Source organism: Proteus sp. G2609, assembly GCF_963896135.1.
Classification (GTDB): Bacteria; Pseudomonadota; Gammaproteobacteria; order Enterobacterales; family Enterobacteriaceae; genus Proteus; species Proteus mirabilis.
This window is the reverse complement of the sequence record NZ_CAWQNB010000002.1, coordinates 1-14,959: the sequence shown is the minus strand read 5'-3', so window position 1 is coordinate 14,959 and position 14,959 is coordinate 1. Positions and strand designations below refer to the sequence as shown.

General features: G+C 38.5%; 20 protein-coding genes. 15 read left to right on the top strand and 5 right to left on the bottom strand.

Annotated features, from left to right (window positions below):
• The first annotated feature begins 129 nt into the window (after positions 1 to 129).
• The 3 genes from AACV01_RS00115 to AACV01_RS00105 all read left to right on the top strand — a co-directional run bounded on the left by AACV01_RS00115 (position 130) and on the right by AACV01_RS00105 (position 2,399).
• The gene (locus AACV01_RS00115) at positions 130 to 639 is read left to right on the top strand and encodes a GNAT family N-acetyltransferase (RefSeq protein ID WP_004249583.1); all 510 of its coding nucleotides are present in this window, start codon (positions 130 to 132) and stop codon (positions 637 to 639) included.
• Between the two features lie 414 nt (positions 640 to 1,053).
• A complete protein-coding gene (locus tag AACV01_RS00110; RefSeq protein ID WP_004246189.1) occupies positions 1,054 to 1,221 on the top strand; it encodes a YhfL family protein in 168 nt (55 codons plus the stop codon).
• 308 nt (positions 1,222 to 1,529) lie between these two features.
• Positions 1,530 to 2,399: a pirin family protein gene (locus AACV01_RS00105; RefSeq protein WP_126656758.1), complete on the top strand. Its 870-nt coding sequence runs from the start codon at positions 1,530 to 1,532 to the stop codon at positions 2,397 to 2,399.
• 96 nt (positions 2,400 to 2,495) lie between these two features.
• Here AACV01_RS00105 and rraB read toward each other — a convergent pair whose 3' ends face one another.
• Complete coding sequence (gene rraB, locus AACV01_RS00100; protein ID WP_004246194.1) at positions 2,496 to 2,927, bottom strand: ribonuclease E inhibitor RraB; 432 nt, start codon at positions 2,925 to 2,927, stop codon at positions 2,496 to 2,498.
• 181 nt (positions 2,928 to 3,108) lie between these two features.
• Here rraB and argF point away from each other — a divergent pair, with 181 nt between their 5' ends.
• From argF to AACV01_RS00055, 9 genes are all read left to right on the top strand, one after another.
• Positions 3,109 to 4,113 (top strand): ornithine carbamoyltransferase, encoded by a 1,005-nt coding sequence (gene argF / locus AACV01_RS00095; RefSeq protein WP_004246195.1) that lies wholly within the window; start codon positions 3,109 to 3,111, stop codon positions 4,111 to 4,113.
• Positions 4,114 to 4,292: 179 nt separating this feature from the next.
• Positions 4,293 to 4,472 carry a hypothetical protein gene (locus AACV01_RS00090; RefSeq protein ID WP_004252960.1) on the top strand — a complete coding sequence of 60 codons (180 nt, stop codon included), beginning with the start codon at positions 4,293 to 4,295 and terminating at the stop codon, positions 4,470 to 4,472.
• Positions 4,465 to 5,400: an aspartate carbamoyltransferase gene (gene pyrB, locus AACV01_RS00085; protein WP_004246197.1), complete on the top strand. Its 936-nt coding sequence runs from the start codon at positions 4,465 to 4,467 to the stop codon at positions 5,398 to 5,400. Before AACV01_RS00090 ends, pyrB begins: the two co-directional genes overlap by 8 nt.
• A 13-nt stretch (positions 5,401 to 5,413) precedes the next feature.
• On the top strand, positions 5,414 to 5,872 hold the full coding sequence (gene pyrI / locus AACV01_RS00080; protein WP_004246198.1) for an aspartate carbamoyltransferase regulatory subunit: 459 nt from the start codon (positions 5,414 to 5,416) through the stop codon (positions 5,870 to 5,872).
• A 337-nt stretch (positions 5,873 to 6,209) separates the two neighbouring features.
• Positions 6,210 to 6,596 carry a RidA family protein gene (locus AACV01_RS00075; RefSeq protein WP_004246200.1) on the top strand — a complete coding sequence of 129 codons (387 nt, stop codon included), beginning with the start codon at positions 6,210 to 6,212 and terminating at the stop codon, positions 6,594 to 6,596.
• A gap of 345 nt (positions 6,597 to 6,941) precedes the next feature.
• Positions 6,942 to 9,080, top strand: a complete 2,139-nt coding sequence (gene nrdD / locus AACV01_RS00070) for an anaerobic ribonucleoside-triphosphate reductase (RefSeq protein ID WP_004246202.1) — start codon at positions 6,942 to 6,944, stop codon at positions 9,078 to 9,080.
• Positions 9,081 to 9,084: 4 nt separating this feature from the next.
• The gene (gene nrdG, locus AACV01_RS00065; RefSeq protein ID WP_004246203.1) at positions 9,085 to 9,549 is read left to right on the top strand and encodes an anaerobic ribonucleoside-triphosphate reductase-activating protein; all 465 of its coding nucleotides are present in this window, start codon (positions 9,085 to 9,087) and stop codon (positions 9,547 to 9,549) included.
• 26 nt (positions 9,550 to 9,575) lie between these two features.
• The gene (locus AACV01_RS00060; protein WP_004246204.1) at positions 9,576 to 9,785 is read left to right on the top strand and encodes a hypothetical protein; all 210 of its coding nucleotides are present in this window, start codon (positions 9,576 to 9,578) and stop codon (positions 9,783 to 9,785) included.
• 181 nt (positions 9,786 to 9,966) lie between these two features.
• The gene (locus AACV01_RS00055; protein ID WP_012368742.1) at positions 9,967 to 10,329 is read left to right on the top strand and encodes a hypothetical protein; all 363 of its coding nucleotides are present in this window, start codon (positions 9,967 to 9,969) and stop codon (positions 10,327 to 10,329) included.
• Positions 10,330 to 10,337: 8 nt separating this feature from the next.
• On the opposite strand, the gene AACV01_RS00050 is transcribed toward AACV01_RS00055, so the two are convergent.
• Both AACV01_RS00050 and AACV01_RS00045 read right to left on the bottom strand, forming a co-directional pair.
• A complete protein-coding gene (locus AACV01_RS00050) occupies positions 10,338 to 10,778 on the bottom strand; it encodes a YhbP family protein (protein ID WP_004246206.1) in 441 nt (146 codons plus the stop codon).
• A 115-nt stretch (positions 10,779 to 10,893) separates the two neighbouring features.
• Positions 10,894 to 11,145 carry a YdgH/BhsA/McbA-like domain containing protein gene (locus tag AACV01_RS00045; RefSeq protein ID WP_004246207.1) on the bottom strand — a complete coding sequence of 84 codons (252 nt, stop codon included), beginning with the start codon at positions 11,143 to 11,145 and terminating at the stop codon, positions 10,894 to 10,896.
• 286 nt (positions 11,146 to 11,431) lie between these two features.
• On the opposite strand from AACV01_RS00045, the gene AACV01_RS00040 reads away from it, so the two are divergent.
• On the top strand, positions 11,432 to 11,713 hold the full coding sequence (locus AACV01_RS00040; protein WP_004246208.1) for a GIY-YIG nuclease family protein: 282 nt from the start codon (positions 11,432 to 11,434) through the stop codon (positions 11,711 to 11,713).
• A 16-nt stretch (positions 11,714 to 11,729) separates the two neighbouring features.
• On the opposite strand, the gene AACV01_RS00035 is transcribed toward AACV01_RS00040, so the two are convergent.
• Complete coding sequence (locus AACV01_RS00035; RefSeq protein WP_020946636.1) at positions 11,730 to 12,233, bottom strand: GNAT family N-acetyltransferase; 504 nt, start codon at positions 12,231 to 12,233, stop codon at positions 11,730 to 11,732.
• Entirely contained in the window at positions 12,227 to 12,760 is a 534-nt protein-coding gene (ubiT, locus tag AACV01_RS00030; RefSeq protein ID WP_004249588.1) for a ubiquinone anaerobic biosynthesis accessory factor UbiT, read from the bottom strand. The genes AACV01_RS00035 and ubiT overlap by 7 nt, the downstream gene beginning before the upstream one ends.
• A 215-nt stretch (positions 12,761 to 12,975) precedes the next feature.
• Between ubiT and ubiU the strand changes: the two genes are divergently transcribed.
• The gene (ubiU, locus tag AACV01_RS00025; RefSeq protein ID WP_004246211.1) at positions 12,976 to 13,971 is read left to right on the top strand and encodes a ubiquinone anaerobic biosynthesis protein UbiU; all 996 of its coding nucleotides are present in this window, start codon (positions 12,976 to 12,978) and stop codon (positions 13,969 to 13,971) included.
• Positions 13,972 to 13,985: 14 nt separating this feature from the next.
• The gene (locus tag AACV01_RS00020) at positions 13,986 to 14,864 is read left to right on the top strand and encodes a U32 family peptidase (protein WP_049257551.1); all 879 of its coding nucleotides are present in this window, start codon (positions 13,986 to 13,988) and stop codon (positions 14,862 to 14,864) included.
• Positions 14,865 to 14,959: the final 95 nt, after the last annotated feature.

Genomic DNA, 14,959 nt, shown 5'->3' with positions numbered 1-14,959 from the left:
CCTATTTAATCAATTAAGATGTTTTCAGTGGCCCTCAGTGCTACTTTCAATGAAGAAGTTCCTTTCCGGTGCTCTCTCAATACATTATCAAAAAATATTCTACTAATAAGTAAAACGATGAGTGCAACTATGACTGCAAACCCTAATGCAACACAAAATATTATTATCAGAGCCATTGAAAAAAGAGATAACGCCGGCATTGCACGCGTTATTCGAGAAGTTTCCGCCGAGCATGGCTTAACAGCGGATAAAGGATTTGCAGTAGCTGATCCGATTTTAGATACCTTATTCGAAGTTTATCATCAACCTCGCAGCGCTTACTGGGTGGTAGAAATGGATGGCGAAATTGTTGGTGGTGGTGGTGTCGCACCTCTTGCAGGTGGCGATGGGGAGACTTGTGAATTACAGAAAATGTATCTCTCTTCTAAGTTACGAGGAAAAGGAATTGCGAAAAAAATTGTTCAGCAATCTCTTGAATTTGGTAAGCAACAAGGCTTTAGTCGCTGCTACTTAGAAACTACTGATATTTTAAAAGCAGCAATTGGTCTATATGAAAAATTAGGCTTTGAGTTTATTGATAAAGCATTAGGTAATACAGGCCACAGCGACTGTGAAATTCGTATGCTGAAATCACTTTGATATTTCTTATAACCATGTATCTACATGCTGTATAGATATAAACGCCCGCATATTTAATGCGGGTTTTTTGTTATCTCACAATAGCACTTATCAATATAAAATGAATTTATCTTAATGGTATAAAAGAGCGATATTTTACAGCTATTTTTAATGATTAATCTATATTTAAATTATTAGCAATCTATTTCACATTAAATATTTATCTTAAATTTAATAAAAAAACACAAGTTTAATTTATTTCTCATTTTACTCTAGATAATCATATTTCACATCTTAAATAAAATATTTTTTAGTTTCTGTTCTATTTTAAAATTCCTATTTTTTTATATTGCTATTTATAGATAATTTAATATCTTTATGCACAGAAAGTCATGCTGTGGCTTTTAACATTCTAAAATTAAAAAGGAATTTCTTATGAAAAACTTTGTCAAAATTGCACTTATTGCTTCTTTTGTTACCGTAATGACTGGTTGTACTGGTAGTGTTTACAACAAAGAAAAAGATTGTAACTACGACTATTTATTACACCCAGCAGTATCTATCTCTAAAATTATCGGCGGTTGCGGCGATACTAATAAATAATATATAGTTTTATGAATAAACTACATTCTGAGTTATTTTTATAAAGCAGAATGTGGTTTTTATTTTGGAAAATAATTAATAATAATTTTAAAATCATTTTTACTGTTAGGCTTTTCTACTTATCATCCCTGACTTTTTTACCTTAAAAAGATCATTCATTTTTTTTGAATACCATCAACAAATTCCCCCTATTTTGTTTATAGAGCGAACAATTTATGATCGTACTCATTAAGAAATCGCGATAACCTGTATTACCTCCTTCTGTGTCTGGGTTATTGCGGTTTCTTTCCTTAATCAGGAGAAACATCATGACAATGAGACAGGTAAAACAAATTTATTCAGCACCTAATCCACATTGGGTTGGTAATGGCTTTTCTATGAGCACAGTATTCTCTTATAAAGAGAATGCAGAGCAATATAGCCCATTCTTATTAATGGATTATGCTGAGCCTACATTATTTAAGCCTGTTACTAATGCGCGTGGTGTTGGGACTCATCCCCACCGTGGATTCGAAACGGTCACTATAGCTTATCAAGGCGAAGTATCTCACCATGATTCTACCGGTCATGCCGGTACAATTGCTGAAGGTGATGTGCAGTGGATGACAGCCGCTTCAGGTATTTTACATAAAGAATATCACTCTGAAAAAATGACGAAAGAGGGAGGTATGCTTGAAGTCGTACAACTGTGGGTTAATTTGCCAAGCGCGTATAAAATGGCACAACCCCGTTATCAAGCACTAAAAGCGCAAGATATTCCTCATGTGCAATTACCTAATGCACAGGGCTATGTCCGAGTCATTGCCGGTGACTATGCAAATACATCTGGTATTGCTATGACCTATTCCCCTTTAAACCTGTGGGATGTGCGCTTAAATCATGCGGGTACTTCACACTATGCTATCCCTGAGGGACATAATGCGATGGTATTTGTCGTTAAAGGTGCGATACATCTCAATAACAGTGATATTGTACGTCAACATGAAATCGCAATATTAGATACCCACGGTGATACCCTAACATTAGGATCCATGGGAGACGCTATCGTATTAATATTAACGGGTGAGCCCATTAATGAGCCAGTAGTAGGACAAGGGCCTTTTGTCATGAATACACAACAAGAGTTATTACAAGCTTTTGATGACTATGACAATGGTAAGTTTGGTATGATGGATTAGCCATTTAAAAAATACCCGTCACAAAAAGAATTTGTGGCGGGTGTTCTTTTTTGCACCTAAAGACTGGTACATTGGGACAACATATAGCGCCAACAATTAGTGCAGGCGTGATGACTTATCAGACTCGCTTTCGTCATCTTCATTTTCGCCATCTTCGTCATCGTACTCAGCGTCGGGATCTTCAAAATAAGTTCCCCAGCCGTCGTAATAGACACCCATTTTTTCCGCTAAATTCATTAACTGTTCTACTTGCGCATCAATCAGTTCAGCATTTAGACCACTTTCACTAACCGCATCAAAGCAGACTAAGATCTCACCTGATTCAATTTCAATTTCTTCAGGCTCGGTGACTTCATAACCTAATTTAAAAACTTCAACAGCCGCTTTTTCTAACGTTTCAAAATTTTCACATGAAATGTGGTGTTCAATTGCGTACAGTGCATCGGGATCACTGCCATCTTCGAGTAATTCTTCAATAATAAGACGTGTTTCTTCACGTTGTTCTGCTAGCTCTTTGCTGTCCGCCATAATTCCGCTCCGCAATAGTCTGAAAGATATCTTGGTTATTCTCCCACAGGGGGAATAAACACTCCATAGTTAAATAAGGCTCATATCGCAGAGTTTTTCATTCAAAAGTGACGTTTAAGGGTTGATGATGAATATTTATTGTATTAAATTGAATATAAATTCAATTATAGGATGCTTATCTATGAACCCTTTCTACCAAAGATCATTTTTACGTTTACTCGACTTCTCATCAGCAGAAATACAACAATTACTGGCTTTATCATTAGAACTTAAACAAGCAAAAAAATCAGGCCATGAACAGCAGTATCTCACAGGAAAAAATATTGCGCTGATTTTTGAAAAAGATTCCACCCGTACCCGTTGTGCCTTTGAAGTGGCCGCCTTTGATCAAGGTGCGAATGTGACCTATCTCGGCGGAGGAAGCCAAATCGGTCATAAAGAATCGATAAAAGATACCGCTCGCGTGTTAGGACGTATGTATGATGGTATTCAATATCGTGGTTATGGCCAAAAAACAGTAGAAATGCTGGCAAAATATGCTGATGTACCGGTTTGGAATGGATTAACCGATGAGTTTCACCCCACACAATTATTAGCGGATTTGCTCACTATTACTGAACACCAAACAAAACCATTATCAGAAACCATTTTTGCTTATCTTGGTGATGCTCGTAACAATATGGGCAATACCCTACTCGAAGCGGCTGCCTTAACAGGAATGGATTTACGCCTAGTTGCACCAAAAGCGTGTTGGCCACAAGCAGAATTAGTTGCTGAATGCCAAAATATCGCTCAGCAAAATGGGGGGAAAATTACCTTAACTGAAAATGTCGCAGAAGGCGTTAAAAACGCCGATTTTCTCTACACGGATGTGTGGGTATCTATGGGAGAGCCAAAAGAAGTTTGGAAAGAGCGTATTACGTTACTCAAACCTTATCAGGTTAATATGGATGTAATCAAACTAACGGGTAATCCAGACGTTAAATTCCTGCATTGTTTACCGGCTTTTCATGATGAAGAGACAACAATGGGGCAAGCATTAGCGGAAGAATTTGGCTTATATGGTGGTTTTGAAGTCACTAACGAGGTTTTTGAATCAAAACACAGTATTGTATTTGATGAAGCAGAAAATCGTCTACACACGATTAAAGCGGTTATGGTGGCGACCTTAGCAAATCCTTTTTAAAAATACATATTCATGCAAAAGCACCGTTTTTTAATGATTAAACAAAGGGTGCTTTTTTGCCTTTTCTTTAAGCTAATTGATTTTTAAATTAAAAAAATTTTTTTGCAAAAAATTAAAAGCAAACGCTTGCGTGTAAGATTAAGATGCGTATAATGCGCCACAATTTGTCAGGAGGAAAGATGAAACAGCGCCAATGCCAATTTGTTGTCACATTACGTACCCTAACCGGTCGTAAGCGCTCTCTTTTTTCCAAAAAGCTATTTTTTAAAACCCCTCTCATTGAGGGGTTTTTTTTGGTCTGTAGAAAAACACATATCGCACCATTTATCGTATCATCAAAGGAGAACTCTAATGACTAATCCGCTCTATCATAAGCATATTATCTCCATCAATGATCTGAACCGAGACGATCTGGAGTCTGTTCTCCATGTTGCTGACAAATTAAAACAGCACCCCAATAGCCAATTATTAAAAGACAAAGTGATTGCCAGTTGTTTTTTTGAAGCCTCCACCCGCACTCGCTTATCTTTTGAAACAGCAATCCATCGTTTAGGGGCGTCTGTGGTTGGCTTTGCAGATGGTAGTAACACCTCTTTAGGTAAAAAAGGGGAAACCTTAGCTGATACTATTTCCGTACTACGTACTTATGCTGATGCCATTGTTATTCGTCATCCTCAAGAAGGTGCGGCACGTTTGGCCTCTGAATTTGCTGGGGATATCCCCGTTATTAATGCTGGGGACGGTGCCAACCAACACCCAAGCCAAACGTTACTAGACTTGTTTACCATTAAAGAAACACAAGGCCGATTAGATAACCTCAATATAGCGATGGTAGGTGATTTAAAATATGGTCGCACAGTACACTCACTAGCCCAAGCATTAGCCAAATTTACAGGAAATCACCTCTATTTTATTGCCCCAAAAGTGCTGGCCATGCCAGAGCATATCTTGCATTTACTCGAAGAGCATGGTGTTGAATATAGTCAGCATGAAACTGTAGATGAAGTGATGTCAGAGCTGGATATCCTGTATATGACTCGGGTACAAAAAGAGCGCCTTGATCCTTCTGAATATGCCAATGTCAAAGCCCAATTTATCTTAACCAGTGCTGATCTGGTGAATGTAAAAGATAATCTTAAGATATTACACCCCCTGCCACGTATCGATGAAATTACCACCGATGTTGATAACACCCCTTATGCTTACTATTTCCAACAAGCAGGTAATGGTATTTACGCGCGTCAGGCACTACTTGCCTTAGTTCTGAATAAAAACTTAGTTCTTTAATAAGGAGCACACCATGACTCATGATCACAAACTAAAAGTTGAAGCTATCAAACGTGGGACTGTTATTGATCATATTCCGGCGCAGGTGGGCTTTAAGATCCTATCTCTATTTCGTTTAACCGAAACAGACGAAAGAATAACGGTAGGTTTTAATCTTCCTTCTGAAAACCTAGGTAAAAAAGATTTAATCAAAATTGAAAATGTCTTTTTAACCGCAGAGCAGGCAAATCGCTTAGCAATGTATGCCCCTCAAGCGACGGTTAATATTATTGATGACTACCAAGTCGTCAATAAAATGGCACTAAGTTTACCTGAATTACTCGAAGATGTTGTACCCTGCCCTAATAGCAACTGTATTAGCCATAATGAGCCGGTACAAAGTAGCTTTCGCGTAAAAAAATTCGCGTCTGACGTGGTATTAACCTGCAAATATTGCGAAAAAGAATTTGAGCGCCACGCCGTTATTCGTTGATTTCTTATTGGCTATCTGCCCTGCTTGATAGGGCAGATAGTAAACACCTACCCTAAAAATAGAATAATCCCCTCTCAATCGCGTTGATCCCTTTTTATGAAAAAATAGAAATAGCTAATAAGCACTATCTTAGAAAAAAAATTGCTATAAATGGGGGATTTAGATGGGCTAAATATCGTATAAAAAGGCGAGAAAGCGTTAGGATTATTTTCTTTTTATACCTATAGACTTTATGATAAAGCCTGATATCTATCATATTGCTCGTCTTCTGCGCTGGCTATAATAGCGCTGAGCTAATCAAGCGTTAGCATGAATCTTATAAAAACAGGAGTTCTACATGTCTTACGAAATTAATACCGAAAAAGCCCCTGCAGCAATCGGCCCTTATGTACAAGGTGTTGATTTAGGTAATTTAGTGATCACATCAGGCCAATTACCTGTTGATCCTGCTACGGGTGAGTTTGTGTCTGACAATGCGGCAGAGCAAGCACGTCAATCTTTAGAAAACGTCAAAGCAATTATTGAAAAAGCAGGTCTAACCGTTGCTAATATCATTAAAACGACTGTTTTCGTAAAAGATTTAAATGATTTCGGTACTATTAATGCAGCTTATGAAGCTTTCTTTAAAGAGCATAATGCAGCATTCCCAGCACGCTCTTGTGTTGAAGTTGCTCGTTTACCGAAAGATGCCAAAGTAGAAATCGAAGTTATCGCGATCCGCTAATTTATTTTTCTACCTGTCATATCAAAGAAGCAAAGTACTCTTTATGAGCACTTTGCTTTTTTTATATTCTCAATAAATGAGCAATCATTTATTACTGCCATTTTTATCTCAGATTTACAATTCAGCCAAGCCCTCTCCAAGCCTGATGTAGCAAAAATACCTTGATTTAGATCAGTTTTACTCAAGATTATTTCGCTTCCAATTACTATATATTGTGCTTTAATAAACACACAGATACAACATATAGTAATTATACACACCTTATCCACAATTAGTCTCAATGCTACGCCATCACCTGTTTTTATGGGATTAGAGCCTGTGGATAAATAGTTAAGGAGCCAGATTGTGAAAACCATAGTGATAAAACGAGACGGATGTAAAGTCTCTTTTGACCAAACCCGCATCAGCGATGCTATCAAAAGAGCAGCCGAAGCTTGTCAGATCACTGATGATGATTATTGTGAGTTTGTCGCTCAATCTGTTTCACAATCTCTCGCAGGACGTTCGAATGTCGATATCCGTGAGATCCAAGACGCCGTTGAAAATCAGCTGATGGCTGGCGAGCACAAAGATATTGCCAGAGCTTATATTGAATACCGTCATGACCGAGATGTTGCTCGTGAGCAACGAGGACGATTAACTCAGGAAATCCGCGGTCTTATCGAACAGAGTGATGTCTCTATCTTGCACGAGAATGCGAATAAAGACAGTAAAGTTATCCCAACCCAACGCGATTTACTTGCGGGAATTGTGGCTAAACATTACGCAAAATTACATATCCTGCCAAGAGATGTGGTACTCGCTCATGAGCGCGGTGAAATTCATTATCATGATCTCGATTACTCACCCTTTTTCCCTATGTTTAACTGCATGCTGATTGATCTCAATGGTATGTTAACCAACGGTTTCAAGATGGGTAATGCAGAAATAGAACAGCCAAAATCCATTTCAACAGCCACTGCGGTGACTGCACAGATCATTGCTCAAGTCGCTAGTCATATTTATGGTGGCACGACAATCAACCGTATTGATGAAGTCCTTGCACCTTTTGTCAAAGCCAGTTACGACAAACACTATAAAGTGGCGCAAGAATGGCAAATAGCGGATAAAGAAGCTTACGCCAACGCACGTACAGAAAAAGAGTGTTATGACGCTTTTCAATCTTTAGAATATGAAGTTAACACTCTACATACGGCTAATGGTCAAACGCCTTTTGTGACCTTTGGCTTTGGCCTAGGCACATCAAAAGAAGCACGTTTAATTCAACGCTCAATCCTTGAAAATCGCATGGCGGGTTTAGGTAAAAACCGCAAAACGGCGGTTTTCCCCAAACTGGTTTTTGCTATTAAAGATGGCTTAAACCATAAATTTGGTGATCCTAACTACGACATTAAACAACTTGCTTTAGAATGTGCAAGCAAGCGGATGTACCCTGATATTTTAAATTACGATCAAGTGGTAAAAGTAACCGGCTCGTTTAAAACCCCAATGGGTTGTCGTAGCTTCTTAGGCGTCTATGAAGAAAATGGCGAGATGCTCCACGAAGGGCGCAATAATCTAGGGGTGATCAGTTTAAACTTACCACGTATTGCCATTGAGGCCAAAGGTGATGAAGCCGCATTCTGGTCGCTGCTTGATAAACGTCTTGAATTGGCTAAAAAAGCCTTAATGACCCGAATTGCTCGTTTAGAAAACGTCAAAGCACGTGTTGCCCCTATTCTTTATATGGAAGGTGCTTGTGGCGTACGTTTAAAAGCGGATGACAGTGTTGCTGAAATTTTTAAACATGGCCGGGCCTCCATTTCATTAGGTTATATCGGTGTTCATGAAACGATTAATGCCTTATTTGGTACGCAAAAACACGTCTTTGATGATGAAACATTGAGAGCTAAAGCAATAGCAATTATTCAGCGTTTACGTGAAGCGACAGATCAATGGAAAGCAGAAACAGGCTATGGTTTTAGTCTTTACAGTACACCTAGTGAAAACTTATGTGACCGTTTTTGCCGTTTAGATGCAGCGGAATTCGGTATTATACCGGGGGTGACTGATAAAGGTTATTACACCAACAGTTTCCACTTAGATGTAGAGAAAAAAGTCAATCCATATGATAAGTTGGATTTTGAAGCCCCTTACCCGCCATTAGCCAATGGTGGTTTCATATGCTATGGCGAATATCCAAACTTACAACATAACCTAAAAGCATTAGAAGACGTTTGGGATTATAGCTACACCCGTGTCCCTTACTACGGCACAAACACCCCTATTGATGAATGTTATGACTGTGGTTATACCGGCGAATTTTCTTGTACCAGTAAAGGTTTTACCTGCCCTCGATGCGGTAATCACAACCCTGCAAGAGTGTCGGTGATACGCCGTGTATGTGGCTATTTAGGCAGTCCTGATTCGCGTCCATTTAATGCCGGTAAACAAGAAGAAGTTAAACGTCGAGTTAAACATCTGGCTAATGGTCAGTTAGGTTAATACTGTGAATTACCATCAATATTACCCTGTTGATGTTGTCAATGGCCCAGGAACACGTTGCACCCTGTTTGTTGCAGGGTGCGTACACCAATGTCGTGGTTGCTATAATAAATCAACTTGGTCACTAACATCTGGCAAGCCGTTTACCCAAGAAGTGGAAGATCAGATCATTGCTGATTTACAAGACACTCGTATTAAACGACAAGGACTATCACTTTCCGGTGGTGATCCCCTGCACCCCCAAAATCTTTCTGCTATATTAAAATTGGTAAAACGTGTTAAAACGCAATGCCCTGAGAAAGATATTTGGGTTTGGACAGGCTATTTATTGGCTGACTTAACCCCAGAGCAACAAGAAGTCGTTAGCTATATTAACGTACTGATTGACGGCAAGTTCGTACAAGAACTTTATGATCCCGCATTACTGTGGCGCGGTAGTAGTAATCAGGTGATCCATAAATTGAAGTAATACACATTGAATTAACTGGAGGATATATGCCTTTAAGTGATAATAAATATGTAAGCTTTTCTGAAGATCATGAACTGAACTACCATTTAAAAAAATGGGGTAAAAAGCAATCGAAAGCCAATCGAGATCAACTCGTGAAGCTAGGCAGTGAATTGAAAAAGAAACTTGGTGTTAAACATCTCCAACATACTGAAATAGATGCAGAGATAGAAAAAAATCTTTCATTATTTGAGTAATATCCCATGATCCCCAGTGATAAATCACTTCACTACTGGGGATCACTTCACTATTATAAAGCGCTCCTATTTAGTCACCCCCGTTATCAAATGCGAATCATTTTCAAAAACAATAGTCAAAGTGATTAGTTTTGTTTTATGATTAGTATTCTTAATTTTTCTTTTTATGACAATATTTAATATGAAATTTGTTTTTTTACCTTTAATTTCAATCGTTTTAATAACTGGGTGTAGTAGTAAATGGGAGCCTAAAGGGGTACCCGATTACACATTACAAGAAGCAAAGTTAATTTGTGATTTGGATGCGAATACACGTTACCCTATTCGTAAAGAGGTACTACAACACACCGTTTATCGTGATGTAGAAAAAACCTGCCGTAAAGACGACAAAGAGCGTTGTGGGGATAAAAAGACCTATACAGAACGTGTTCCGATGACAGAAAGCTATGTAGCAGATATTAATCAAGAAGATAGAAAAACATTCTATACCTCATGTATGTCTTTAAAAGGTTGGGAGCAAAAAAATTACTACTTTTGGCAATAAGCAGTAACTTAGTGACGTTGCCAAAAGAGCTTAGTACCAAAGCCTAGCTGATTATTCACCATTTTAATTTCTTGCAATTGTAATTGCCATAAAGGCACATGGATGGCGGCTAGCGCCACAGGGAAACGTAAGCAATACTGTTTTCTTGCTCTGATGTCGTCATTAGCGGTTAATAAAGACACTGTACCGGTGAATTGAACGCCTTGCAGATTGGCGACAGAAACCTCTTGAGTACTAATACTGCCCGCAACAAATAAATTTTCCTGCATCATTTGTGCGTGTCGTGTATGTTTTTCTGAGAGAAAAACAAGTCGCATGTTGCTTTCATCGAACCAATAGAAACAATTCGCGCACCAAATATCCCCTAATGCACGAGTTGTACATAAGGTAAACACATGGTGACTGGCTATATATTGTTTAATTATTTTGATCGAGTCTGGCGTAGACATAATTTACCTGCATAGAAACTAAAAGAGACGCTGTTTAGGTGATAATTATATCACCAAAACAAGCGTCTTACCGCGTGTCTCTTTGTGCAGGTAACTTATCGAGAATAATTATAAATTAACGATAAATTTCCGCATTTACAGTCAGATAATCGTCACCTGTAGCACCGATAACTTTATAACCAGTTGCGCCTTCATCTTTTGCGATTTGTGCAATTTTAGTTGTTAAGCCATCTAAAGTATCGTTACCTGTAATTGTGATATACTCACCAGTAGAGGTATGGCTAGTTGCTACGCTGTCAGCAGCGATTGAACCGAATGAAATAGCACTTAAAGCTAATGTTGCAGCGATTAATGTAGATTTTTTCATGATGAACTCCAATTAAATTCTAAATTTGTTATCTATCGCGGAGTGTGTCTCTGTGATGTGGATCATATTATGCATTTTAATTTAACTTTAAAATTAGCAATTATTGCTGTTCTTTTTCAAAATAATTGAATGTATTTTTTTAGAAAAACGTTTTTTACGTCATAAATTTTTCACAACGTGTTGATATAATTACAAGATTTGAAACTTAGTTGTTTGTTAATAACTACCGTTAGAAATTAAGAAATTTTGTTTATTAAAATCATAAGTAGCACAAAAAGGAAAAAAGATGGCTGATACTCAATGGTCAATCTATATTGTCAGAAATCGTCTTGGCTCTCTTTATACCGGAATAACAACGGATGTTGAGCGACGATTTAATCAGCATCAAAATGGAACTGGCGCGAAAGCACTAAGAGGGAAAGGCCCATTATCATTGGAGTTTTATTGCCAAGTTGGCGATAGGCAACAAGCGTCTCAACTTGAATATCGTTTAAAACAGTTAAAAAAAATACAAAAAGAAAAGCTGATCATTGATCAGCCTTCAGACGTTGCACAGTATTTAGCATAATGAAAAGATGCGATTATCAAACCTCATCAAATAACGGCGAAAAGTTCACTAAGCCGTGAATATCATCAACATTGCCATTATCTAAAGCATAAAATTGAAATGCTTCTTCTGTATTCGGCCATTTGCAATGCAAGCCTTGTGATTTTGCCGGTATAAAACCTGATTTTTGATAATAAGTTGGCTCACCTAATACCACAACAGCGCCATAACCAAACTCATTAAGGCTATCAAGCCCTTCATTAATCAATTGACGACCGATGCCCTGACCACGGTATTGTGGCGCCACAGCTAATGGCGCAAGTCCTACCCATTGGCAATCTTTTCCCTCAATATCTACAGGCGTAAAACCGATATAACCAATAATCCGGCCTTCGTCATTGATTGCCACCATACCTAAGGTTAATAATCCCTCTTCACGTAAGTGACCAACTAAATCGGCTTCTGCGCCTGTTGGAAATGATTGGCGTAAAAGATCATCAATAGCAGGAATATCAACAGGAATTTCAACACGTATTAGCATGAAGTTGAGCTCAGTTCATGGCTGTGTGCGGTGTCTTCAACTTCATCTTGAAGGCCACTTTTCACAAAATCAGCCAATTGTAGTAAACCAAAACGCAATACAGATGGCATAGAGTCTAACTCAATTGCATCCATTAGGTTCTTAACATATAACCCAAGTTCTGTATCGCCCTCAATTTGTAAGCGTCGTTGGAAAAACAAGGTGTCCGGATCTTCTTTACGCGCGGCAATTAAAATAAGATCGTTAGCATTACCACTAAAACTTACATCTTCTTTTTCAGAACGGCTTACGATTAATTTATCATCACAAACACTGATAAACCACTGCAAATGTAAATCTTTAATTTCTACCTTTAGCCATTTATCTTCTAAGAAGTGTAAATCCCCCTCAGCTAATGCTTCGCGGAATTGCCAACTTAAAAACTGTTCTAAAATATCACGTTGCAAAGCAAATGGTGTGATTTGCAAAGGGTAACGCAAGAAACGAGGGCCATCTTTAACTAGGCGGGTGCGAATTTTATTAAACACTTTCGGACTCCTTAACATTTAATTGCGGCTATTGTGCCAGATATAGATAGCGATTCTGCGATCCTACATCAATATTCCGTTAATCGGTTGTTCATATTTTGAGTTATTTAATTTTACTTAAGTAAAACTCAATATTCTCTGCCCTAAATCAAAACCTTTTTTTATCCTGCTTATTACAATTTCTGATCATTTTTAATCTCTAAAGGGAAGTGAAGATGGAATTGTTGTGCCCAGCAGGTAACTTACCCGCATTAAAAGCCGCTGTTGATAATGGTGCAGATGCCGTTTATATCGGCTTAAAAGATGACACCAATGCTCGCCATTTTGCTGGCTTAAACTTCACAGAAAAGAAATTGCAAGAAGCCGTCAATTACGTACATCGCCACCAGCGAAAACTGCATATTGCCATTAATACTTTTGCTCATCCTGATGGATTTGAACGTTGGCAAAAAGCCATTGATATGGCGGCTCATTTAGGTGCCGATGCATTAATTTTGGCCGATATTGCTATGCTAGAATACGCAGCTGAACGCTATCCACAGATAGAGCGTCATGTATCGGTACAGGCGTCGGCCACTAATACTCAGGCAATCGCATTTTATCAACGCAATTTTGATGTTGCACGTATTGTACTACCACGCGTTCTTTCTATTCATCAAGTCAAACAATTGGCTCAAAGTAGTCCTGTTCCTTTAGAAGTCTTTGCCTTTGGTAGTTTGTGCATCATGGCTGAAGGACGCTGTTATCTTTCCTCTTATCTAACTGGTGAATCGCCTAACACTGTCGGAGCCTGTTCCCCAGCTCGTTTTGTCCGTTGGCAGCAAACACCACAAGGTATGGAATCTCGCCTCAATGATGTCTTAATAGACCGTTATGCTCCTGATGAAAATGCAGGGTATCCTACTTTATGTAAAGGACGTTATTTTGTTGATAAACACTGCTATCACGCCTTAGAAGAGCCAACCAGCTTAAATACGCTAGCGCTACTACCTGAACTTATGGCTATGAATATTGCCTCTGTCAAAATTGAAGGTCGCCAACGTAGCCCCGCGTATGTTACTGAAGTTGCAAGAGTATGGCGTGCAGCTATTGACCAATGTAAAAAAGATCCTCAAGGTTTTAAAACCCAACCGCGTTGGATGAGTGCATTAGGAAAAATATCTGAAGGAACACAAACAACATTAGGTGCTTACCACCGGAAATGGCAATAATAAGGGATAATAATATGAAATACGCATTAGGCTCTGTACTTTATTATTGGCAAAAAGAAACACTTGAGACATTTTATCAGCAAGCAAAACAGAGCGATGCTGATATTATCTACTTAGGCGAAACCGTCTGTAGTAAGCGCCGTGAGACTAAACCACAAGATTGGATTAATCTGGCCAAAGAAGTGGCTAAAAGTGGTAAACAAGTGATCCTTTCTACCTTAGCACTACTACAAGCGCCTTCTGAGCTAAAAGAGATAGCAAAGCTGGTGGATAACGGTGAATTTTTAGTTGAGGCTCATGATTTTGGTGTGATCAATATGCTTTATGAGCGTCATTTACCTTTTGTAGCAGGCCATGGATTAAACTGCTATAACGCTTATGCACTACGTTTATTACAGAAACAAGGCATGATACGTTGGTGTATGCCGGTTGAACTGTCTCGTGAGTGGTTAAATAATCTTTTAATTCAATGTGAAGAATTAGCGATTAGAGATAAATTTGAAGTAGAAGTATTCGCTTATGGTCATCTTCCTTTGGCTTATTCAGCGCGTTGTTTTACTGCTCGCTCGGAAAATCGTGCTAAAGATGATTGTGAAACCTGCTGTCAAAAATACCCACAAGGCCGTCAGGTATTATCACAAGAAAACCAACAGGTGTTTGTTTTAAATGGTATTCAAACGCAAAGTGGCTACTGTTACAATTTAGGTAATGATTTAACTTCAATGGCAGGTTTAGTCGATATCGTCCGTCTTTCACCGCAGTCTGATGAAGTTTTTACTATCTTAAAACAATTTCGCCAAAATGAACAAGGCGCACACCCTATTAACACCATCCATCATCATGATTGTAATGGTTATTGGCGTAAACTGGCTGGTTTAGAATTAGTTGAATAAGTAGATATTTTTTGAAATCTAAATAAGGTGGAAATTGACATCCTCCACGCCCTAAAGGACGTGGATCCCTACTGCGTTCAGACTGATGTCTGAAT